The sequence below is a fragment of the Chryseomicrobium sp. FSL W7-1435 genome (assembly GCF_038595005.1).
In the GTDB taxonomy this organism is placed as follows: Bacteria; Bacillota; Bacilli; order Bacillales_A; family Planococcaceae; genus Chryseomicrobium.
Genome location: NZ_CP151997.1, coordinates 15,362 through 35,943, shown reverse-complemented (window position 1 = coordinate 35,943; position 20,582 = coordinate 15,362). Strand labels below are relative to the sequence as shown.

The 20,582-nt window shown below is 42.9% G+C and carries 28 protein-coding genes; all 28 read left to right on the top strand.

Annotated elements, in window-relative coordinates; translation table 11 throughout:
* The first annotated feature begins 47 nt into the window (after positions 1–47).
* The 28 genes from rpoC to rpmD all read left to right on the top strand — a co-directional run bounded on the left by rpoC (position 48) and on the right by rpmD (position 20,576).
* Positions 48–3,650 (top strand): DNA-directed RNA polymerase subunit beta', encoded by a 3,603-nt coding sequence (gene rpoC, locus MKY84_RS00245; RefSeq protein ID WP_342526917.1) that lies wholly within the window; start codon positions 48–50, stop codon positions 3,648–3,650.
* 146 nt (positions 3,651–3,796) lie between these two features.
* A complete protein-coding gene (locus MKY84_RS00240) occupies positions 3,797–4,045 on the top strand; it encodes a ribosomal L7Ae/L30e/S12e/Gadd45 family protein (RefSeq protein ID WP_342526916.1) in 249 nt (82 codons plus the stop codon).
* 100 nt (positions 4,046–4,145) lie between these two features.
* Entirely contained in the window at positions 4,146–4,565 is a 420-nt protein-coding gene (gene rpsL, locus MKY84_RS00235) for a 30S ribosomal protein S12 (protein ID WP_094942217.1), read from the top strand.
* Between the two features lie 41 nt (positions 4,566–4,606).
* Positions 4,607–5,077 (top strand): 30S ribosomal protein S7, encoded by a 471-nt coding sequence (gene rpsG, locus MKY84_RS00230; protein WP_342526913.1) that lies wholly within the window; start codon positions 4,607–4,609, stop codon positions 5,075–5,077.
* A gap of 51 nt (positions 5,078–5,128) precedes the next feature.
* A complete protein-coding gene (gene fusA, locus MKY84_RS00225) occupies positions 5,129–7,207 on the top strand; it encodes an elongation factor G (RefSeq protein ID WP_342526911.1) in 2,079 nt (692 codons plus the stop codon).
* A 113-nt stretch (positions 7,208–7,320) separates the two neighbouring features.
* The gene (gene tuf, locus MKY84_RS00220) at positions 7,321–8,508 is read left to right on the top strand and encodes an elongation factor Tu (RefSeq protein ID WP_342526910.1); all 1,188 of its coding nucleotides are present in this window, start codon (positions 7,321–7,323) and stop codon (positions 8,506–8,508) included.
* 650 nt (positions 8,509–9,158) lie between these two features.
* Positions 9,159–10,019, top strand: a complete 861-nt coding sequence (locus MKY84_RS00215) for a PPK2 family polyphosphate kinase (protein ID WP_342526909.1) — start codon at positions 9,159–9,161, stop codon at positions 10,017–10,019.
* Between the two features lie 364 nt (positions 10,020–10,383).
* Positions 10,384–11,694 (top strand): Na+/H+ antiporter NhaC family protein, encoded by a 1,311-nt coding sequence (locus MKY84_RS00210; protein ID WP_342526906.1) that lies wholly within the window; start codon positions 10,384–10,386, stop codon positions 11,692–11,694.
* A 196-nt stretch (positions 11,695–11,890) separates the two neighbouring features.
* Positions 11,891–12,199: a 30S ribosomal protein S10 gene (rpsJ, locus tag MKY84_RS00205; RefSeq protein ID WP_004233624.1), complete on the top strand. Its 309-nt coding sequence runs from the start codon at positions 11,891–11,893 to the stop codon at positions 12,197–12,199.
* A 43-nt stretch (positions 12,200–12,242) separates the two neighbouring features.
* On the top strand, positions 12,243–12,872 hold the full coding sequence (gene rplC / locus MKY84_RS00200) for a 50S ribosomal protein L3 (RefSeq protein ID WP_342526904.1): 630 nt from the start codon (positions 12,243–12,245) through the stop codon (positions 12,870–12,872).
* A gap of 25 nt (positions 12,873–12,897) precedes the next feature.
* On the top strand, positions 12,898–13,521 hold the full coding sequence (gene rplD, locus MKY84_RS00195) for a 50S ribosomal protein L4 (RefSeq protein ID WP_342526902.1): 624 nt from the start codon (positions 12,898–12,900) through the stop codon (positions 13,519–13,521).
* On the top strand, positions 13,521–13,805 hold the full coding sequence (gene rplW, locus MKY84_RS00190) for a 50S ribosomal protein L23 (RefSeq protein WP_342526900.1): 285 nt from the start codon (positions 13,521–13,523) through the stop codon (positions 13,803–13,805). The genes rplD and rplW overlap by 1 nt, the downstream gene beginning before the upstream one ends.
* 38 nt (positions 13,806–13,843) lie before the next feature.
* The gene (gene rplB / locus MKY84_RS00185) at positions 13,844–14,674 is read left to right on the top strand and encodes a 50S ribosomal protein L2 (RefSeq protein WP_342526898.1); all 831 of its coding nucleotides are present in this window, start codon (positions 13,844–13,846) and stop codon (positions 14,672–14,674) included.
* 57 nt (positions 14,675–14,731) lie between these two features.
* Positions 14,732–15,010 carry a 30S ribosomal protein S19 gene (rpsS, locus tag MKY84_RS00180; protein WP_342526897.1) on the top strand — a complete coding sequence of 93 codons (279 nt, stop codon included), beginning with the start codon at positions 14,732–14,734 and terminating at the stop codon, positions 15,008–15,010.
* A gap of 20 nt (positions 15,011–15,030) precedes the next feature.
* A complete protein-coding gene (gene rplV / locus MKY84_RS00175; protein ID WP_342526896.1) occupies positions 15,031–15,375 on the top strand; it encodes a 50S ribosomal protein L22 in 345 nt (114 codons plus the stop codon).
* A 3-nt stretch (positions 15,376–15,378) separates the two neighbouring features.
* A complete protein-coding gene (rpsC, locus tag MKY84_RS00170) occupies positions 15,379–16,035 on the top strand; it encodes a 30S ribosomal protein S3 (RefSeq protein WP_204591502.1) in 657 nt (218 codons plus the stop codon).
* A 1-nt stretch (position 16,036) separates the two neighbouring features.
* Entirely contained in the window at positions 16,037–16,471 is a 435-nt protein-coding gene (gene rplP / locus MKY84_RS00165) for a 50S ribosomal protein L16 (RefSeq protein WP_342526894.1), read from the top strand.
* Complete coding sequence (gene rpmC, locus MKY84_RS00160; protein WP_342526892.1) at positions 16,461–16,661, top strand: 50S ribosomal protein L29; 201 nt, start codon at positions 16,461–16,463, stop codon at positions 16,659–16,661. Before rplP ends, rpmC begins: the two co-directional genes overlap by 11 nt.
* 18 nt (positions 16,662–16,679) lie before the next feature.
* Positions 16,680–16,943 carry a 30S ribosomal protein S17 gene (gene rpsQ, locus MKY84_RS00155; RefSeq protein WP_342526890.1) on the top strand — a complete coding sequence of 88 codons (264 nt, stop codon included), beginning with the start codon at positions 16,680–16,682 and terminating at the stop codon, positions 16,941–16,943.
* Between the two features lie 41 nt (positions 16,944–16,984).
* On the top strand, positions 16,985–17,353 hold the full coding sequence (gene rplN, locus MKY84_RS00150; protein ID WP_342526888.1) for a 50S ribosomal protein L14: 369 nt from the start codon (positions 16,985–16,987) through the stop codon (positions 17,351–17,353).
* A gap of 35 nt (positions 17,354–17,388) precedes the next feature.
* Entirely contained in the window at positions 17,389–17,697 is a 309-nt protein-coding gene (rplX, locus tag MKY84_RS00145; protein WP_100354146.1) for a 50S ribosomal protein L24, read from the top strand.
* Positions 17,698–17,723: 26 nt separating this feature from the next.
* Complete coding sequence (gene rplE / locus MKY84_RS00140) at positions 17,724–18,263, top strand: 50S ribosomal protein L5 (protein ID WP_342526887.1); 540 nt, start codon at positions 17,724–17,726, stop codon at positions 18,261–18,263.
* A gap of 19 nt (positions 18,264–18,282) precedes the next feature.
* Positions 18,283–18,468 carry a type Z 30S ribosomal protein S14 gene (locus tag MKY84_RS00135; RefSeq protein ID WP_203247884.1) on the top strand — a complete coding sequence of 62 codons (186 nt, stop codon included), beginning with the start codon at positions 18,283–18,285 and terminating at the stop codon, positions 18,466–18,468.
* A gap of 29 nt (positions 18,469–18,497) precedes the next feature.
* A complete protein-coding gene (gene rpsH / locus MKY84_RS00130; protein ID WP_342526885.1) occupies positions 18,498–18,896 on the top strand; it encodes a 30S ribosomal protein S8 in 399 nt (132 codons plus the stop codon).
* Between the two features lie 30 nt (positions 18,897–18,926).
* The gene (rplF, locus tag MKY84_RS00125; RefSeq protein ID WP_342526883.1) at positions 18,927–19,466 is read left to right on the top strand and encodes a 50S ribosomal protein L6; all 540 of its coding nucleotides are present in this window, start codon (positions 18,927–18,929) and stop codon (positions 19,464–19,466) included.
* Positions 19,467–19,497: 31 nt separating this feature from the next.
* Entirely contained in the window at positions 19,498–19,857 is a 360-nt protein-coding gene (rplR, locus tag MKY84_RS00120; protein WP_342526882.1) for a 50S ribosomal protein L18, read from the top strand.
* A 21-nt stretch (positions 19,858–19,878) separates the two neighbouring features.
* On the top strand, positions 19,879–20,379 hold the full coding sequence (gene rpsE / locus MKY84_RS00115; protein WP_342526881.1) for a 30S ribosomal protein S5: 501 nt from the start codon (positions 19,879–19,881) through the stop codon (positions 20,377–20,379).
* A gap of 14 nt (positions 20,380–20,393) precedes the next feature.
* Positions 20,394–20,576: a 50S ribosomal protein L30 gene (gene rpmD, locus MKY84_RS00110; RefSeq protein WP_342526880.1), complete on the top strand. Its 183-nt coding sequence runs from the start codon at positions 20,394–20,396 to the stop codon at positions 20,574–20,576.
* Positions 20,577–20,582: the final 6 nt, after the last annotated feature.

Below are 20,582 nucleotides of genomic sequence, written 5' to 3'. Positions count from 1 at the left end.
GCTGCTTGAAGTCTTTTTAAAGACAACACTAGAGGGAGGTAGGCTCCTTGATAGACGTTAATAACTTCGAATATATGAAAATTGGATTAGCTTCACCCGATAAGATTCGTTCATGGTCTTATGGAGAAGTTAAAAAACCAGAAACAATCAACTACCGTACATTGAAACCTGAGAAAGATGGGTTATTCTGTGAACGTATTTTCGGTCCTACAAAGGACTGGGAGTGTCACTGTGGGAAATACAAACGCGTCCGTTATAAAGGCGTCGTCTGTGACCGCTGTGGCGTAGAAGTCACACGTGCAAAAGTACGTCGTGAGCGCATGGGTCACATCGAGCTAGCTGCTCCTGTTTCTCATATTTGGTACTTTAAAGGAATTCCAAGCCGTATGGGCTTATTGTTAGATATGTCACCACGTTCTCTTGAAGAAGTCATCTACTTCGCTTCATACGTAGTAGTAGACCCTGCGAATACACCGCTTGAGAGAAAACAACTTCTTTCTGAAAAAGAATACCGTGCATACCGTGAAAAGTTCGGAACGAAATTCTACGCAGCGATGGGTGCAGAAGCTATCAAGCGCTTGTTAGAAGAAATCGATCTTGAAAAAGAAACGGATACACTAAAAGAAGAATTGAAGACTGCTCAAGGTCAACGTCGCACACGTGCGATCAAACGCCTTGAAGTAATCGAATCATTCCGTAACTCTGGTAACAAACCAGACTGGATGATCCTAGATGTTCTTCCTGTTATCCCACCAGAATTACGTCCAATGGTGCAATTAGATGGTGGCCGTTTCGCAACATCTGATTTAAATGACTTGTACCGCCGGGTTATCAACCGGAATAATCGTCTAAAGCGTCTTCTTGACCTTGGTGCTCCAAGCATCATCGTTCAAAATGAGAAGCGCATGCTTCAAGAAGCTGTTGATGCTTTGATTGATAATGGTCGTCGTGGCCGTCCAGTTACTGGACCAGGTAACCGTCCATTGAAATCGTTGTCTCATATGCTGAAAGGGAAGCAAGGACGTTTCCGTCAAAACTTACTTGGTAAGCGAGTTGACTATTCAGGTCGTTCGGTTATCGTTGTAGGTCCTAACTTAAAAATGTACCAATGTGGTCTTCCAAAAGAGATGGCTATCGAACTATTCAAACCTTTCGTTATGAAAGAATTGGTAGAGCGTGGTCTAGCTCATAATATTAAATCAGCAAAACGCAAAATCGAGCGTCTGCATTCTGAAGTATGGGATGTACTTGAAGACGTTATTCGTGAGCATCCGGTACTCCTTAACCGAGCACCAACTCTTCACCGTTTAGGAATCCAGGCATTTGAGCCAACACTTGTTGAAGGCCGTGCCATCCGTCTACACCCACTCGTATGTACAGCGTATAACGCCGATTTCGATGGTGACCAAATGGCGGTTCACGTTCCATTATCGGCTGAAGCACAAGCAGAAGCGCGTCTCTTGATGCTAGCTGCTCAAAACATCTTGAACCCGAAAGACGGAAAACCAGTCGTTACACCATCTCAGGATATGGTATTAGGAAACTACTACTTAACACTTGAGCGTCAAGGTGCAACAGGTGAAGGTTCTATCTTCTACGGACCAGATGAAGTTTTACTTGCGTACACGAATGGTCATGTTCATTTACATTCACGTATCGCAATCGCTGCTGCTTCTTTAAACAACCAAACGTTTACAGAAGAGCAAAACAAAATGTTGTTATTAACGACAGTAGGTAAAGTGATTTTCAATGAGATTCTTCCAATAGAATTCCCATACATCAACGAACCAACTGATTTCAACCTACAAGTAGAAACACCGGCGAAATACTTCGTGCCAACGAATACAGATGTTAAAAAACATCTCGAAGACATGGAAGCTGTTTCTCCGTTCAAGAAGAAAATTCTTGGAAACATCATTGCTGAAGTGTTCAAGCAATTCCACATTACAGAAACATCAAAAATGTTGGATCGCATGAAAGCATTAGGCTTTAAATACTCGACACGTGCTGGTATCACAATCGGTATCTCAGATATCGTGGTACTTCCAGACAAAGGAGAAATCCTAGAGGAAGCACAAAGCAAGGTGGACAAAGTAACGAAACAATTCCGTCGTGGTCTCATCACGGAAGATGAGCGTTATGCAAGTGTCATCAGCCAGTGGAGTAAAGCAAAAGAAGTTATGCAAGATAAACTAATGCAATCTCTTGATCACTTAAACCCAATCTTCATGATGCAAGACTCTGGAGCACGTGGTAACGCGTCCAACTTCACGCAGCTTGCAGGTATGCGAGGTCTGATGGCCAATCCGGCTGGTCGTATTATCGAGTTACCGATTAAATCTTCATTCCGTGAAGGTCTAACAGTACTTGAATACTTCATCTCCACTCACGGTGCTCGTAAAGGTCTTGCCGATACAGCCCTGAAAACAGCTGACTCAGGTTACTTGACGCGTCGTCTAGTTGACGTAGCGCAAGATGTCATCGTTCGTGAAGAAGATTGTGGCACTGACCGCGGTCTTGAAATTGGTTCACTTATGGAAGGTACAGAGGTCATCGAAGACTTCAGCGAACGTATCGTTGGTCGTCACACGAAGAAGACAGTTTACCACCCTGAAACGGGAGCAGTCATCTTAGAAAAAGACGGTCTGATTACAACAGATAGCGCTCGTGAAATCTTAGATGCAGGTCTTAACAAGCTTACGATCCGCTCTGCTTTCACATGTAACACAAAACATGGTGTATGTAAGAAATGTTATGGTCTTAACCTTGCAACAGGCGATACAGTTGAAGTGGGAGAAGCAGTTGGTATCATTGCTGCCCAGTCAATTGGAGAACCAGGTACTCAGTTAACAATGCGTACATTCCACACAGGTGGGGTTGCTGGAGACGATATTACTCAAGGTCTTCCACGTATCCAAGAGATCTTTGAAGCCCGTAATCCTAAAGGACAAGCGGTCATCTCAGAACTTAACGGTACGATTGAAAACATTGAAGAAATTCGTGAAGGTCAAAAAGAAATTACAGTTCAAGGTAACGTGGAAACACGTAAATACTTGGCACCATACAATGCTCGTTTGAAAGTTTCAGAAGGCGACACAGTTGAACGTGGCCAAGTTATGACAGAAGGTTCAATCGATCCGAAAGAACTTCTTCGCGTCAAAGATGTCAACACAGTTCAGTTGTACTTGCTGAAAGAAGTTCAAAAAGTTTACCGTATGCAAGGGGTAGAAATCGGTGACAAGCACATCGAGGTAATGGTTCGCCAGATGCTTCGTAAAGTGCGCGTAATCGAGGCAGGCGAAACTGAATTACTACCAGGATCACTTCTGGATGTACATCAATTCGCTGAAGCTAACCGTGACGCAGTTCTTGAAGGAAAACTACCGGCTACTTGCCGACCAGTTATTCTAGGGATCACAAAAGCATCACTTGAAACAGAATCCTTCTTATCTGCCGCTTCATTCCAGGAGACAACTCGTGTCCTTACTGATGCAGCAATTAAAGGAAAACGTGACGAGTTACTTGGTCTTAAAGAGAACGTTATTATCGGGAAGCTTGTCCCAGCGGGTACAGGTATGCAACGTTACCGTCAATTGCGCTTAGCAAAAGATGAGCTTGAAGAAGATTTAGAACCAGTTGGCGCTGAATAAGTTCCAATGAAACGGTCACGGGTTCCCTCCGTTAAGGAGAGGTCCCCGTGATTTTTTTCTTGTTTCGTGTTGACACAAAACTTTAGAGATGATAATATGTTTAAGGTTGATAGTTCCATGACTTGACCGCTTTGGAGGATATGAAAATGTCTTATGAAAAAGTGAAGCAAGCAGATAAAACGATCATCGGTACAAAGCAAGCAGTAAAAGCTGCGCGAAAAGGACACTTGTCCGAAATTGTTGTGGCGATGGATGCCGATCACCATGTGGTCGCACCGGTACTGGAGATTGCTCGTGAGCATGACATTCCAGTCACTATGGTTCCATCAAAGCAGAAGCTTGGTAAAGTGGCAGGCCTTCGGGTTGACGCTTCTGTCGTAGCAATTGCTGACTAACGGTTTTTGTGAAATTCACAAAGCCTTTGTTTTTTACCCAAAAATGAACCACCTGGATGTGTGGTCTTAAATTAACTAGAAATGAAGGGAGGACAAATCGATGCCTACAATTAACCAATTGGTCCGTAAGCCTCGTAAATCCAACGTCACTAAGTCAAAATCACCAGCACTAGGAAAAGGCTACAACAGCTTTAAAAAATCAACGACAAACTTAAACTCGCCTCAAAAGCGTGGAGTTTGTACGCGTGTTGGTACGATGACACCGAAGAAACCGAACTCGGCTCTTCGTAAATATGCTCGTGTGCGTTTAACAAACACACTGGAAGTAACAGCTTACATTCCAGGTGAAGGTCACAACCTTCAAGAGCACAGTGTTGTACTTATCCGTGGCGGACGAGTAAAAGATTTACCAGGGGTACGTTACCACATCGTTCGTGGTGCGTTAGATACTGCTGGTGTTAATGGTCGTATGCAAAGCCGTTCACTTTACGGTACTAAGCGTCCAAAAGAAAAAAAATAATCCAAACCAAATCGTAACAATCTTTGAAAGGAGGAAAACACATGCCTCGTAAAGGTCCTGTTTCCAAACGTGACGTGTTACCAGATCCAATTTATAACTCAAAGCTAGTAACACGCTTAATTAATAAAATGATGATTGATGGTAAAAGAGGTACTTCTCAAAAAATTCTTTATGGAGCGTTCGAATTAGTAAAAGAGCGTTCAAGTAAAGATCCACTAGAAGTATTCGAAGCTGCACTTAACAACGTAATGCCAGTACTAGAAGTACGCGCACGCCGTGTTGGTGGAGCTAACTACCAAGTACCAGTTGAGGTTCGTCCTGACCGTCGTTCTACTTTAGGTCTTCGTTACCTTGTGAACTACTCTCGTCTACGTGGTGAGAAAACAATGGAAGAGCGTTTAGCGAATGAAATCCTAGATGCGTCTAACAACACAGGTGCTTCAGTTAAGAAGCGCGAAGATATGCACAAAATGGCGGAAGCTAACAAAGCATTCGCTCACTACCGCTGGTAGGATTCAAATAAATCTAGACAAGCTAATCCGAAGTGGAAGGAGACTACTTACATGGCTCGCGATTTCTCACTAAAGAAAACACGTAATATCGGAATCATGGCGCACATCGATGCTGGTAAAACAACAACGACTGAGCGTATCCTTTATTACACTGGCCGTATCCACAAAATCGGTGAAACGCACGAAGGTGCTTCACAGATGGACTGGATGGAGCAGGAGCAAGAGCGCGGAATTACAATCACATCAGCTGCAACAACAGCTGCATGGAAAGAACACCGCGTAAACATCATCGATACACCAGGTCACGTAGATTTCACTGTTGAAGTTGAACGTTCACTGCGCGTACTTGATGGTGCGGTAACTGTACTTGATGCACAATCAGGTGTAGAACCACAAACGGAAACAGTATGGCGTCAAGCAACAACTTACGGCGTACCACGTATTGTTTTCATCAACAAAATGGATAAAACAGGTGCAGACTTCTTGTACTCTGTTAAAACATTACACGATCGTTTAGATGCTAACGCTCATCCGATCCAATTACCAATTGGTGCTGAAGACGACTTCACTGGTATCATTGACCTTGTGACAATGACTGCTACGTTGTACGGAAACGACCTTGGTACAGACATTCAAGAAGGCGAAATTCCAGAAGAGTACAAAGCGCAAGCTGAAGAGTACCGCGAAAAGTTAATCGAAGCAGTAGCTGAGCTTGACGAAGAGCTAATGGAAAAATACCTTGGTGGAGAAGAAATCACAAACGAAGAATTAATTGAAGGTATCCGTAAAGGTACTGTAAACGTTGAATTCTACCCAGTTGTTTGTGGTACAGCTTTCAAAAACAAGGGTGTTCAAATGATGCTTGATGCGGTTATCGCATACTTGCCATCACCACTTGATGTTGCACCAATGAAAGGAATCGACCCAGACTCAGAAGAAGAGTTGATTCGTGAGCCTTCAGATGAAGCTCCGTTCTCAGCACTTGCTTTCAAAGTTATGACGGATCCTTATGTTGGTAAATTAACATTCTTCCGTGTGTACTCAGGTACATTGGATTCTGGATCTTACGTTCAGAACTCAACAAAAGGGAAGCGCGAACGCGTAGGTCGTATCCTACAAATGCACGCTAACTCACGTGAAGAAATTTCAAAAGTTTATGCAGGAGATATCGCTGCTGCTGTTGGTCTTAAAGATACAACAACTGGAGATACACTATGTGATGAAAAGAGCCTAGTTATCCTTGAGTCTATGGACTTCCCAGAGCCAGTTATCTCATTATCTGTTGAACCTAAATCAAAAGCTGACCAAGATAAAATGGGTCAAGCTCTACAGAAACTTCAAGACGAGGATCCAACGTTCCGTGCACACACGGACCAGGAAACTGGCCAAACGATCATCTCTGGTATGGGTGAACTTCACCTTGATATCCTAGTTGACCGTATGCGTCGTGAATTCAAAGTTGAAGCTAACGTAGGTGCTCCTCAAGTATCTTACCGTGAGACTATCCGTAATACTGCACAAGTAGAAGGTAAATTCGTCCGCCAATCAGGTGGTCGTGGTCAATTCGGACACGTTTGGATCGAGTTCTCTCCAAACGAAGAGGGTAAAGGCTTTGAATTCATAAATGCTATCGTTGGTGGTGTTGTACCACGTGAATACATTCCAGCTATCGAAGCGGGTCTACGTGACTCATTAGATAACGGTATGTTAGCGGGTTACCCAATCATCGATTTAAAAGCAAAATTATTTGATGGTTCATACCATGATGTTGACTCGAATGAGATGGCGTTTAAAATTGCTGCTTCAATGGCACTTAAAAACGCAGTATCAAAAGTTAACCCAGCATTGCTTGAGCCAGTAATGAAAGTAGAAGTTGTTATCCCAGAAGAATATCTAGGAGATATCATGGGAGACATCACGTCTCGTCGTGGACGTGTTGAAGGTATGGAAGCTCGCGGTAACGCACAAGTAGTTCGTGCAATGGTACCACTTGCTGAAATGTTCGGATACGCTACATCATTACGTTCAAATACTCAAGGTCGTGGAACATTCTCAATGACATTTGATCATTATGAAGAAGTTCCTAAATCGATCTCTGAGGAAATCATCAAAAAAAATAAAGGTGAATAATTGAAATTCACCTTCGTTTCAAGTATAACTATCTTGTAGTGTATGAAAGCGTAGGGGCTTGCCCCTTCTGCTTTTATCATAAATCAAACAATTACTGAGGAGGATTTACTCTAATGGCTAAAGAAAAATTCGATCGTTCCAAGACACATGCTAATATCGGTACAATCGGTCACGTTGACCACGGTAAAACAACTTTAACAGCTGCAATTGCTACTGTTCTTGCAAAACGTTCAGGTGGTACTGCAATGAGCTATGCACAAATCGATAACGCTCCTGAAGAAAAAGAGCGCGGAATCACAATCAACACTTCTCACGTTGAGTATGAAACTGCATCTCGTCACTATGCACACGTTGACTGCCCAGGACATGCCGATTACGTTAAAAACATGATCACTGGTGCTGCACAAATGGACGGCGGAATCCTAGTAGTATCTGCTGCTGATGGCCCAATGCCACAAACTCGTGAGCACATCCTTCTTTCACGTCAAGTTGGTGTTCCTTACCTAGTAGTATTCATGAACAAATGTGATATGGTTGACGACGAAGAGCTACTTGAATTAGTAGAAATGGAAATTCGTGACCTATTAACTGAATATGACTTCCCTGGCGATGACATTCCAGTTATCAAAGGTTCAGCTCTTAAAGCTCTAGAAGGCGAAGCTGATTGGGAAGACAAAATCGTTGAATTAATGGACGCTGTTGATTCTTACATCCCAACTCCAGAACGTCAAACTGACAAGCCTTTCATGATGCCAGTTGAGGACGTATTCTCAATCACTGGTCGTGGTACAGTTGCTACTGGCCGTGTTGAGCGTGGACAAGTTAAAGTTGGAGACGTTGTAGACATCATCGGTATCGTTGAAGAGCCAAAATCTACTACTGTAACTGGTGTAGAAATGTTCCGTAAACTTCTTGATTATGCAGAAGCTGGCGACAACATCGGTGCACTTCTTCGTGGGGTTTCTCGTGAAGATATCCAACGTGGACAAGTACTAGCTAAACCAGGTACTATCACTCCACACACTGAGTTCAAAGCTGAAGTTTATGTATTATCAAAAGAAGAGGGTGGACGTCACACTCCATTCTTCTCAAACTACCGCCCACAGTTCTACTTCCGTACAACTGACGTAACTGGCGTATGTAACTTACCTGAAGGCGTTGAAATGGTTATGCCTGGAGACAACATCGAAATGACTGTTGCTCTAATCGCTCCAATCGCGCTTGAAGAAGGTACTAAGTTCTCTATCCGTGAGGGTGGACGTACTGTTGGTGCTGGCGTAGTTGCTACTATCACTAAATAATTTCAGCTTTTGCTGATCTTGACCCTTCCCGGGACGCTGGGAAGGGTTTTTTTATTTTAGGTGTGGAAGGCGTTCGTCCAGAAATGCTTCGGGAATCAGGCGTGCACCGTGAGACGTCCTTTGTCTCATGGGGTGCGACTGATTTTCGAATGTATTTCTAACGCCTGGAACCTGATTTCATTTAGATGTGGAGCCGACTGCCCAGAAACTCCGGTAAATGACAGCGTGACCAAGGGGGCGCTTTTGGCCTCCTTGGTTGCGATGGCATTTGGCGCGTGTTTCTAGGAGGCGTAACTTGATTGTATTCAGAGTCGAAACCCTCTTCAAATTAACGTCTGGAACCCGAATAATTTAAATCAGGCGTTCGCAACTCGATTTTGTTGAAAGTCGAAATCCATTCCAACATTAACTTGGCACACTCTGACATTAAGTCGATTCATTATGACATTAGCGACGCCCATTCTGACGTTACGCGCCACCACTCTTACATTCCTCAAATTATGGAAACTAATTCACCCCCACCATCCAAAACCTCAATTACCCAATCCCTTCCTAGAAAGTCCTTAAGTATCAAATGCCCTTTTCGTAATAGGTTTGTGCTATTTCAAGCACGGGTATATTCTGGTATATGAACTTTTGGAGGCTATTTAATGAAAATCACGAATTATAAAGTGCCTAGCACGACTGACATAAAACTGAAAGATTACCCGACAACAGAAGATAAGAAAAAAGACAATGATCAAATTCGCGATGAAATCATTCCGGATTTAGTAAAACAAATGAAAAATCTGCATCACAAACTTCATGCAGAAGAAAAGAATGGTATTTTAGTCGTTCTGCAAGCGATGGATGCTGCAGGGAAGGACGAAGCCATCAGTTATATCTTTTCAAACTTAAGTGCACAAGGTTTGAAGACTACTACACTGGGCAAGCCGACAGATGAGGAACGCAAGCATGACTACCTTTGGAGAATTCAAGAAGGTCTTCCGAGTAGAGGGGAGATTGGCATACTGAATCGCTCGCATTACGAAGAAGTAATTGCGCCACGTATTCACGCCCTATTGCAGCCTGGAGATATTCCTCCCCAAGCGGATAAAAATTCAGTATGGCAGCTGCGCTATCGCCAAATTAATGACTACGAGAAGTATTTGTACGAAAACGGCATCCACATTGTGAAATTCTTCTTTCACATGTCGAAGGATGAGCAAAAGGATCGCCTGTTAGAGCGTATGACAAATCCAGAGAAGCATTGGGAGTTTTCGTTTGCAGATGTAGAGGAACGCGAATATTGGGACGAGTACCACAAAATATTTGAAGAGATGTTGAATCATACATCGACCAGCTACTGTCCTTGGTACGTACTCCCTGCGGACGATGAGTGGCACAGTCGTCGCCTCGTAACGGAGGTTATGATCCAATTGATGGAGAAACTGGATCCACAGTACCCAACGTTTAAAGGGGAAGACTTGAAAAAATTAAAACAAGCGATTAAAAAGCTGGAAAAAGAATGAACAATGCCGCCTTCGTCAGGCGGTTTTTGTTTGGGAAGAGATGTGCTTAGTGGAAAGTTGTTTCGGGAGATTTCCATATTCTTTGCCTGCTAATCAATTTACTTGTTGTAGAAAATGCCCTACTTGTTCTAGAAACCGGCTTACTTGTTCCAGAACGTCCGCGGCAACAGCTCCTTAGCACCTCAAAATCTCTGTCGGACCCTGAGTTCAGTCAGATGGAACATAAACTCGACCCAAGATACACCTGTTGACACCCCTAAAAGGCCGTGCTATTATAACATTTGTTCGCTTTAATACTCTACTTGTTTAGCAGGTTGAAGTATTAACACCTAAGAAAGAAACAAAGCAGAAAAGAGGAATTCCAATGAATGCAGTTATTATAGCGGTTCTTATCATGCTCGTGCTGAGTTTACTGCGCGTGAATGTAGTGGTCGCTTTACTTATAGGAGCCCTATCCGGTGGATTGATAGCGGGTCTGTCGTTAAAAGATACCCTAACCGCAATTACAGATGGACTTGGTGGAGGAGCTACGATTGCGTTAAGCTACGCCTTGTTAGGAGGCTTCGCTGTTGCTATCTCCCGTACAGGTTTACCACTCTGGTTGGTGGATAAGCTAGTCGACTCAGCCAAACAAAACAAATCAGGGAATGCCAACTCGGTAAAATGGTTCTTGCTAGCAGCGATTCTTTTAATGGCTATTGCCTCACAGAACATTATTCCGATTCATATTGCATTTATTCCATTACTAATTCCACCGTTGTTGCCACTGTTTAATAAGTTCAATCTAGATCGTCGCTTAGTGGCATCGATTCTTACATTCGGTTTGACGGCGCCATACATTCTATTACCTTATGGGTTTGGAGACATCTTCCACGGGATTATTGCTACTCAGATGGAGTTAGCCGGAATGACGATCGATCGTTCAGATATTCCAACTGCTATGTTGATCCCAACAGCAGGTCTAGTGGTCGGTTTGATAGTTGCAGTGTTCGTGACGTACCGGAAGCCTAGAAGCTATCAAGACACGACAAGCTTCGAAGTAGAACGTGTAGAAGTTACTACTAAAACGATTATCTTTACTATCTTAGCTCTAGCGGCAGCACTCGCAGCGCAAATTGAAACAGAGAGCATGATTGTGGGAGCCTTAGCTGGTATTGCGGTATTGTTTGTCACTCGCGCCGTTCGCTGGTCAGAATCTGATCGCGTTCTTATAGAAGGAATGCAGATGATGGCGTTTATCGGGTTTGTTATGATTGCAGCAAATGGCTTCGCCAGTGTAATGGCAGCTACAGGTGACGTAGAAGCATTAGTAGAAGGAACGACAAGCCTTATCGGGAACAACCGAGGACTTGCGGCATTGTTAATGCTAGTTGTAGGTCTTGTCGTCACGCTTGGTATCGGATCTTCGTTTGCGACTATTCCAATTATCGCTACACTGTTCGTACCGTTCGCAATGGAAGTTGGCTTCAGTCCACTGGCAATCATTGCGTTGATAGGGACAGCAGGAGCGCTTGGAGACGCAGGCTCACCGGCTTCTGATTCAACATTAGGGCCAACATCAGGCTTGAATGCGGATGGGCAGCACAATCACATCTGGGACACTACAGTACCTACATTTATTCATTACAATATTCCGTTAATTCTCTTCGGATGGATCGCAGCAATGGTATTATAAAAGAATAAAAAGAATCTAAAAAAGAATTCGCCAAAACACTTGCGGATTCTTTTTTTTTTAGTTATAATGTTGAATGTTGGTCTTTGACTGCGATGAAGCGAGAGGTTATCGACACACCCGGCCGCTTTGCCATGGCGGGATGTTGAAAAATTTTCGTGGAGAATGTCTAGTAAATAGGCGAAAAGGAGGGAAAATAATGGCAAAACAAAAAATTCGTATCCGTTTAAAAGCGTATGATCATCGAATTCTTGATCAGTCTGCTGAGAAAATTGTCGAAACTGCGAAACGTTCAGGTGCAAGTGTATCAGGTCCGATTCCACTTCCAACTGAGAAGTCTGTGTACACAATTTTACGTGCTGTTCACAAGTACAAAGATTCTCGTGAGCAATTCGAAATGCGTACGCATAAGCGTCTGATCGATATCGTTAACCCAACACCACAAACTGTTGACGCGTTAATGAAGCTTGATTTACCATCTGGCGTTGATATCGAAATCAAACTTTAATGGTAAAAAAATAAAAACAAACAATTAACAGGAGGTGTGACGAATGACCAAAGGAATCTTAGGTAGAAAAATCGGTATGACGCAAGTATTTGCTGAGAACGGTGATCTTATCCCAGTTACAGTTATCGAAGCTACACCAAACGTAGTACTTCAAAAGAAAACTGTAGACACGGACGGCTATGAATCAATTCAGTTAGGTTTTGAAGATAAGCGTGAAAAGCTTTCTAACAAACCAGCTAAAGGACATGTAGCGAAAGCAGACACTGCTCCTAAGCGCTTCATCCGCGAATTCCGCGGACTAAATACTGCTGATTACGAGATTGGTCAAGTAGTCAATGTAGAAAGTTTCGCTGAAGGCGATGTAATCGATGTAACAGGTGTAGCAAAAGGTAAAGGTTTCCAAGGTGTTATTAAACGCCACGGACAATCACGCGGCCCAATGTCTCACGGTTCTCGTTACCACCGTCGTCCCGGTTCAATGGGTGCAGTTGCTCCAAACCGTGTATTCAAACAAAAGAAATTACCTGGTCAAATGGGTGGACAAACAGTAACAATCCAAAACCTAGAAGTGGTTAAGATTGATGCTGAGCGTAACCTACTATTGGTAAAAGGTAATGTTCCTGGTTCTCGTAAATCATTAGTAGTTGTGAAAGCAGCTATTAAATCGAAATAATCTTTAAAGAAAGGAGGAAACAGGAATGGCAAAAGTTAAAGTTTTAAACCTAACAGGTTCTGAAGTTGGCGAGATCGAGTTAAACGATAGCGTGTTCGGAATCGAACCAAACGAAGCGGTACTTTTTGAAGCTATCATTGCACAACGTGCTTCTCTACGCCAAGGTAACCACAAAGTGAAAGGTCGCTCTGAGGTAGCTGGTGGTGGACGTAAGCCATGGCGTCAAAAAGGAACAGGCCGTGCTCGTCAAGGTTCTATCCGTTCTCCACAATGGCGTGGTGGTGGTATCGTATTCGGTCCAGTTCCACGTAGCTACAGCTACAAGTTACCGAAAAAAGTTCGTCGCTTAGCTCTTCTTTCAGCGCTATCTTCTAAAGTACGCGAAGAAAGCTTAGTGGTTGTGGATGCATTGACATTCGATGCACCAAAAACAAAAGACTTCATTCAAGTATTGAAAGATCTTTCAATCGCGAAAAAAGCTCTTGTTGTTACAGCTGACCTAGATGAAAACGTTGCATTATCTGCACGTAACATCGCAGGCATCACAGTTGTTTCTGCTTCAGGAATTAACGTTCTTGACCTAGTTGGTCACGATCAGTTAATTATGACAAAAGCAGCTGTAGAAAAAGTGGAGGAGGTGCTTGGATAATGGAAGCACGTGATATTATTAAACGTCCGGTCATTACCGAGCGTTCTTCTGAACTAATGGGCGATAAAAAGTACACTTTTGAAGTGAACACTCGCGCTACTAAAACTCATGTGAAAAGTGCTATTGAAGAAATCTTTGGCGTTGAAGTTGCGAAAGTAAACATCATGAACTACAAAGGTAAATTCAAGCGCGTTGGCCGTTTCGGCGGATTCACAAACAAACGTCGTAAAGCAATCGTAACATTGACTGCAGACAGCAAAGAAATCGAATTATTCGAGATCTAATCTTATAAAAGAGTTAATACCAAGAAGGAGGGAAAAAAATGGCGATTAGAAAGTATAAACCGACCACAAACGGACGTCGTAACATGACTAGTCTTGATTATGCTGAAATCACAACAAACAAGCCTGAGAAATCATTGCTTGCACCTGTGAAGCGTAAAGGCGGCCGTAACAACCAAGGTAAAATTACTGTTCGTCATCACGGTGGCGGTCACAAACGTCAATACCGTATCATCGATTTCAAACGCAACAAAGATGGCATTCCAGGCCGCGTTGCTACAATCGAGTATGATCCAAACCGCTCTGCGAATATCGCATTAATCAACTATGTTGATGGAGAAAAGCGTTACATCTTAGCACCAAAAGGATTAGTAGTAGGTATGGAAATCGTATCTGGACCAGAATCGGATATTAAAGTTGGTAACGCATTACCACTTGAAAACATCCCAATGGGTTCTACTATCCACAACATAGAAATGAAACCTGGTAAAGGTGGACAGCTAGTACGTTCTGCTGGTACATCTGCACAAGTTTTAGGTCGTGAAGGTAAGTACGTTATCGTACGTCTTCAATCTGGTGAAGTTCGCCTTATCCTAGGTGTTTGCCGTGCAACTATCGGTGAAGTAGGAAACGAACAACACGAACTAGTAAACATCGGTAAAGCGGGTCGTAATCGTTGGTTAGGTAAACGCCCAACTGTACGTGGATCTGTAATGAACCCGAACGATCACCCACACGGTGGTGGTGAAGGTCGTACACCAATCGGACGTAAGTCTCCAATGTCTCCATGGGGTAAACCAACTCTAGGAGCGAAGACACGTAAGAAGAAAAACAAATCCGACAAAATGATCATTCGTCGTCGTAAAAAATAATGTGGTTAAACTGCGGTTCGTAGGAACCGTAGTGGAATCACTAAGGGAGGTTCCAAAATGGGTCGTAGCTTGAAAAAAGGACCTTTTGTAGACGATCACTTAATGAAAAAAGTGGAAGCTCAAAAGGACAATGAGAAAAAGTCTGTCATCAAAACTTGGTCTCGTCGCTCTACAATTTTCCCAACATTTATCGGTTTAACGATTGCAGTCTACGATGGTCGTAAACACGTACCTGTATACGTTACTGAAGATATGGTTGGACATAAATTAGGCGAGTTCGCACCAACACGTGCTTATAAAGGTCACGGTGCTGACGATAAGAAAACAAGACGCTAATTGAGAGGAGGTAACACCACATGGCACAAGCTAAAGCAGTTGCTAGAACAGTGCGCATTGCTCCTCGTAAAGTACGATTAGTCGTTGATTTGATCCGAGGCAAGCAAGTTGGCGAAGCTGTAGCAATTTTAAACCACACACCACGTTCTGCTTCACCGGTTGTTGAAAAGCTTTTGAAATCAGCTATCGCTAACGCAGAGCATAACTATGATTTAGACATTAACAGCTTAGTAGTATCTGAGGTCTTCGTTGATGAAGGTCCAACATTAAAACGTTTCCGTCCACGTGCACAAGGTCGTGCGAGTGCGATTAACAAACGTACTAGCCACATCACTTTAGTGGTATCTGAGAAGAAGGAGGGATAATTCGTGGGTCAAAAAGTACATCCAATAGGGTTACGCGTAGGTATTATTCGCGACTGGGAATCAAAATGGTTCGCTGAAAAAGATTACGCTACACTCTTACACGAAGATTTAAAAATTCGTCAATTCATCGACACACGTCTAAAAGACGCGTCTGTTTCTAAAGTAGAAATCGAGCGTGCTGCAAAACGTGTGAACATCACAATTCACACTGCGAAACCAGGTATGGTAATCGGTAAAGGTGGTACAGAAGTTGAAGCTGTACGTAAATCTTTAAACGACCTAACTGGCAAGCGTGTACACATCAACATCGTTGAAATCAAACGCGCGGATCTGGATGCGAAATTAGTAGCTGAAGGAATTGCACGCCAACTTGAAGGCCGTGTATCTTTCCGTCGTGCACAAAAACAAGCTATTCAACGCACAATGCGTTCTGGCGCTAAAGGGATCAAAACACAAGTTTCTGGTCGTCTTGGTGGAGCTGACATCGCACGTGCTGAACATTACAGCGAAGGTACTGTTCCACTTCATACACTTCGTGCAGATATCGATTACGCACACGCTGAAGCTGACACTACTTATGGTAAGTTAGGCGTTAAAGTATGGATCTATCGTGGAGAAGTCCTTCCTACTAAGAAGAACTCTGAGGAAGGAGGCAACTAATATGTTAATGCCTAAACGCGTTAAATACCGTCGTCAACACCGTGGAAAAATGCGCGGACAAGCAAAAGGCGGTACAGAAGTAACATTTGGTGAATTTGGCCTTCAGTCAACTGAAGCAAGCTGGATCACAAGCCGTCAGATTGAGTCTGCACGTATTGCAATGACACGTTACATGAAACGTGGCGGTAAAGTTTGGATTAAAATTTTCCCGCACAAACCATATACGAAAAAGCCTCTTGAGGTACGTATGGGTTCTGGTAAGGGAGCACCTGAAGGCTGGGTTGCTGTCGTTAAACCAGGAAAAGTTATGTTTGAAATTGCAGGAGTATCTGAAGAGGTAGCACGCGAAGCACTTCGTCTTGCATCTCACAAGTTGCCTGTAAAATGTAAAGTAGTTAAACGTCAAGAAATTGGTGGTGAATCTAATGAAAGCTAATGACATCCGTGAACTTACTTCAGCTGAGATTGAACAAAAGGTAAAATCACTGAAAGAAGAGCTTTTCAACCTTCGCTTCCAATTGGCGACTGGTCAATTAGAAAACACAGCTCGCATTCGTGAAGTCCGCAAAGCGATTGCACGTATGAAAACTGTGATTCGCGAAAGAGAAATCAGTGCAAACAACTGATAAAGGAGGTTTTCAAGCATGACTGAGCGTAACCAACGCAAAGTATATACAGGCCGTGTTGTTTCAGACAAGATGGACAAAACTGTTACTGTTTTAGTTGAAACACACAAAAAGCACAAATTATACGGCAAGCGTGTAAAATATTCGAAGAAATTTAAAGCGCATGATGAAATGAACGAAGCTCAATTAGGAGATATCGTACGCATCATGGAAACTCGCCCGCTGTCAGCTACAAAACGTTTCCGTTTACTGGAAGTTGTAGAAAAAGCGGTTATTATCTAATAAAATTCGGAACGATTTATTTCCGGAAGGAGGTAACCTAAATGATCCAACAAGAGAGTCGTATGAAAGTTGCTGATAACTCAGGAGCTCGTGAAGTTTTAACTATTAAAGTTCTTGGTGGTACTGGACGCAAGACTGCAAACATCGGCGATATCGTCGTGTGTACAGTTAAGAAAGCAACACCAGGTGGCGTTGTTAAGAAGGGTGAAGTCGTTAAAGCGGTAATCGTTCGCACGAAAAGCGGAGTTCGCCGTAAAGACGGTACGTACATCAAATTTGATGAGAACGCTTGTGTCATCATCAAAGACGACAAAGGACCTCGTGGAACTCGTATTTTCGGACCAGTTGCACGTGAACTACGTGACAGCAATTTCATGAAAATCGTATCTTTAGCTCCAGAAGTTCTTTAATTACGAGATAGTGCCAATCAAGGAGGTGCGACAGAATGCATGTAAAAAAAGGCGATAAAGTCATGGTAATCTCAGGAAAAGATAAAGGGAAAACAGGTGTTATCCTTTCAGCGTTTCCTAAGAAAGACCGCGTGCTAGTTGAAGGTGTAAACATCGTCAAAAAGCACACTAAGCCAAACCAAGCAAATCCACAAGGTGGAATTGTTGAACAAGAAGCTGCCATTCACGTATCTAACGTCATGTTGATCGACCCTAAATCTGGGGAACCAACACGCGTAGGTTACAAAATGGAAGACGGTAAAAAAGTTCGTGTTGCCAAAAAATCTGGTGAAATCATTAAATAAGCTAAATGAAGAAGGGAGGTACACACATGAACCGCCTAAAAGAAAAGTTCGTTAACGAAGTCACACCTGCTCTAATGAGCAAGTTTGAATATACATCTGTTATGCAAGTACCAAAAGTAGACAAAATCGTGATCAACATGGGTGTGGGCGACGCTGTCCAAAACACTAAATCACTTGATGCTGCTGTTGAAGAATTGCAAACAATCGCTGGTCAAAAGCCAGTTGTCACTAAAGCTAAAAAATCTATCGCCGGCTTCCGCCTTCGTGAAGGTATGCCAATCGGTGCGAAAGTTACATTACGCGGTGAGCGTATGTATGACTTCTTGGATAAATTAATTTCAATCTCACTACCACGTGTACGTGACTTCCGCGGTGTTTCTAAAAAAGCATTCGACGGTCGCGGTAACTACACATTAGGTGTGAAAGAGCAATTGATCTTCCCTGAAATCGATTATGATAAAGTTACTAAAGTCCGCGGTATGGACATCGTAATTGTAACAACTGCGAACTCTGATGAAGAAGCTCGCGAGTTATTGACACAATTCGGTATGCCATTCCAAAAGTAAATAATAGGGAGGCGAAATCGTGGCTAAAAAATCAATGATCGCTAAACAACAACGTACGCCAAAACATCCAGTGCAAGCCTACACACGCTGTGAGCGTTGTGGACGTCCGCACTCTGTATATCGTAAATTCAAGCTTTGCCGTATTTGTTTCCGTGAGTTAGCTTACAAAGGACAAATTCCAGGCGTTAAAAAAGCAAGCTGGTAATCCCCTAAACTGGGAAGGAGGTAAATGTAATGACAATGTCAGATCCAATTGCAGATATGCTGACTCGCATTCGTAATGCGAATATGGTTCGTCACGAGAAACTAGAAGTGCCTGCTTCAAACTTGAAGAAGGAAATCGCTGAAATCCTTAAGCGTGAAGGTTTCGTTCGTGATGTAGAATATGTAGAAGATAGCAAACAAGGTATCATTCGTATCTTCTTGAAATACGGTCAAAATAACGAACGCGTTATCACTGGCTTAAAACGTATTTCTAAACCAGGTCTTCGCGTTTACGCGAAAACTAATGATGTTCCTAGAGTACTTAACGGACTTGGGATCGCATTAATCTCAACTTCACAAGGTCTTATTACTGATAAAGAAGCTCGTGCTAAACAAGTTGGCGGAGAAGTCGTCGCTTACGTTTGGTAATCCGTAACAAATGAATGGAGGTGCAACAGCATGTCTCGCGTAGGTAAAAAAGTTATTGATGTACCAACTAACGTTACCCTGACAATTGCAGATGACAACACTGTCACTGTAAAAGGTCCTAAAGGTGAGTTAACACGTACATTCAACCAAGATATGAAAATCGAACAACAAGACAACACACTTTCAGTAGTGCGTCCGTCTGATACAAAAGAACATCGTACAATCCACGGAACGACTCGTGCGTTACTAGCTAACATGATCACTGGCGTTTCTGAAGGATTCTCACGTAGTTTAGAATTAGTTGGGGTAGGTTACCGTGCTACTATGCAAGGAAAGAAACTTGTACTGAACGTAGGTTACTCTCACCCAGTTGAATTCACACCTGAAGATGGTCTTGAAGTCGAAGTTCCTTCTAACACGAAGATCATTGTTCGAGGGATCAACAAAGAACGCGTTGGAGCATTAGCTTCTAACATCCGTCAAGTACGTCCTCCAGAGCCGTATAAAGGTAAAGGAATTCGTTATGAAGGCGAAGCCGTTCGTCGTAAAGAAGGTAAAACAGGTAAATAATGCTCGTAAGCATTAGAAAGGAGTGACCACTGTGATTACGAAACAAGATAAGAATCAAGTTCGTAAGAAACGTCATGCACGTGTTCGTACAAAAATCACGGGAACTGCTGAGCGTCCGCGCTTAAACGTATACCGTTCTAATCAACACATTTATGCACAATTGATTGATGATGCTTCTGGTTTAACACTAGCTAGCGCTTCAACAATGGAAAAAGACTTTGACGGTGCTACTGGTAATGTAGAAGCTGCAGTAAAAGTTGGCGAAGCAATCGCTAAACGTGCTGGAGAAAAGAACGTTACTTCTGTTGTATTTGACCGTGGAGGTTACTTATATCATGGACGTGTGAAAGCATTAGCTGATGCTGCGCGCGAAAATGGCTTAGAATTTTAAGAAGAAGGAGGGACATACATCATGCGTGCTATTGACCCAAACAAATTTGAATTCGAAGAACGCGTAGTAACCATCAACCGTGTTGCTAAAGTTGTAAAAGGTGGACGTCGTTTCCGTTTTACAGCATTAGTTGTTGTTGGTGACAAGAATGGACATGTTGGATTCGGTACTGGTAAAGCACAAGAAGTGCCAGACGCAATCCGCAAGGCTATTGAAGACGCGAAGAAAAACTTAATTGAAGTACCAATGGTAGAAGGAACTACGCCTCACCAAGTGCTTGGCCATTTCGGCGCTGGTTCGATTATGATCAAACCTGCTGCACCTGGTACTGGAGTAATCGCTGGTGGACCGGTACGTGCTGTACTTGAGTTAGCTGGTATTACAGATATTCTTTCTAAATCACTAGGTTCTAACACACCAATCAACATGGTTCGCGCTACTGTTGACGGGTTAAAACAATTAAAACGTGCTGAAGATGTTGCTAAGCTACGTGGTAAATCTGTGGAAGAACTATTAGGATAAGGGGGGAATTGACAATGGCAAACAAATTAGAAATCACCCTAACTAGAAGTTTGATCGGTTCAAAGCCTAACCAACGTAAAGTTGCAGAAGCACTTGGTCTTCGTAAGATGAACCAAACAGTTGAACATCAAGACAATGCTGCAATTCGTGGAATGATCACGAAAGTAGCTCACTTAGTCACTGTTAACGATAAATAATCGTTA

Coding starts and splice junctions, on each gene's coding strand:
- rplB (WP_342526898.1), top strand. CDS start 13,844: ATGGCGATTAGAAAGTATAAACCGACCACAAACGGACGTCGTAACATG.
- rpmD (WP_342526880.1), top strand. CDS start 20,394: ATGGCAAACAAATTAGAAATCACCCTAACTAGAAGTTTGATCGGTTCA.
- rpsG (WP_342526913.1), top strand. CDS start 4,607: ATGCCTCGTAAAGGTCCTGTTTCCAAACGTGACGTGTTACCAGATCCA.
- fusA (WP_342526911.1), top strand. CDS start 5,129: ATGGCTCGCGATTTCTCACTAAAGAAAACACGTAATATCGGAATCATG.
- rpsL (WP_094942217.1), top strand. CDS start 4,146: ATGCCTACAATTAACCAATTGGTCCGTAAGCCTCGTAAATCCAACGTC.
- rplV (WP_342526896.1), top strand. CDS start 15,031: ATGGCACAAGCTAAAGCAGTTGCTAGAACAGTGCGCATTGCTCCTCGT.
- rpmC (WP_342526892.1), top strand. CDS start 16,461: ATGAAAGCTAATGACATCCGTGAACTTACTTCAGCTGAGATTGAACAA.
- rplC (WP_342526904.1), top strand. CDS start 12,243: ATGACCAAAGGAATCTTAGGTAGAAAAATCGGTATGACGCAAGTATTT.
- rplF (WP_342526883.1), top strand. CDS start 18,927: ATGTCTCGCGTAGGTAAAAAAGTTATTGATGTACCAACTAACGTTACC.
- rplP (WP_342526894.1), top strand. CDS start 16,037: ATGTTAATGCCTAAACGCGTTAAATACCGTCGTCAACACCGTGGAAAA.
- MKY84_RS00240 (WP_342526916.1), top strand. CDS start 3,797: ATGTCTTATGAAAAAGTGAAGCAAGCAGATAAAACGATCATCGGTACA.
- rpsH (WP_342526885.1), top strand. CDS start 18,498: ATGACAATGTCAGATCCAATTGCAGATATGCTGACTCGCATTCGTAAT.
- rplE (WP_342526887.1), top strand. CDS start 17,724: ATGAACCGCCTAAAAGAAAAGTTCGTTAACGAAGTCACACCTGCTCTA.
- rplD (WP_342526902.1), top strand. CDS start 12,898: ATGGCAAAAGTTAAAGTTTTAAACCTAACAGGTTCTGAAGTTGGCGAG.
- rplW (WP_342526900.1), top strand. CDS start 13,521: ATGGAAGCACGTGATATTATTAAACGTCCGGTCATTACCGAGCGTTCT.
- tuf (WP_342526910.1), top strand. CDS start 7,321: ATGGCTAAAGAAAAATTCGATCGTTCCAAGACACATGCTAATATCGGT.
- rpsJ (WP_004233624.1), top strand. CDS start 11,891: ATGGCAAAACAAAAAATTCGTATCCGTTTAAAAGCGTATGATCATCGA.
- rplX (WP_100354146.1), top strand. CDS start 17,389: ATGCATGTAAAAAAAGGCGATAAAGTCATGGTAATCTCAGGAAAAGAT.
- rpsE (WP_342526881.1), top strand. CDS start 19,879: ATGCGTGCTATTGACCCAAACAAATTTGAATTCGAAGAACGCGTAGTA.
- rpsS (WP_342526897.1), top strand. CDS start 14,732: ATGGGTCGTAGCTTGAAAAAAGGACCTTTTGTAGACGATCACTTAATG.
- rpsQ (WP_342526890.1), top strand. CDS start 16,680: ATGACTGAGCGTAACCAACGCAAAGTATATACAGGCCGTGTTGTTTCA.
- MKY84_RS00215 (WP_342526909.1), top strand. CDS start 9,159: ATGAAAATCACGAATTATAAAGTGCCTAGCACGACTGACATAAAACTG.
- rplN (WP_342526888.1), top strand. CDS start 16,985: ATGATCCAACAAGAGAGTCGTATGAAAGTTGCTGATAACTCAGGAGCT.
- MKY84_RS00210 (WP_342526906.1), top strand. CDS start 10,384: ATGAATGCAGTTATTATAGCGGTTCTTATCATGCTCGTGCTGAGTTTA.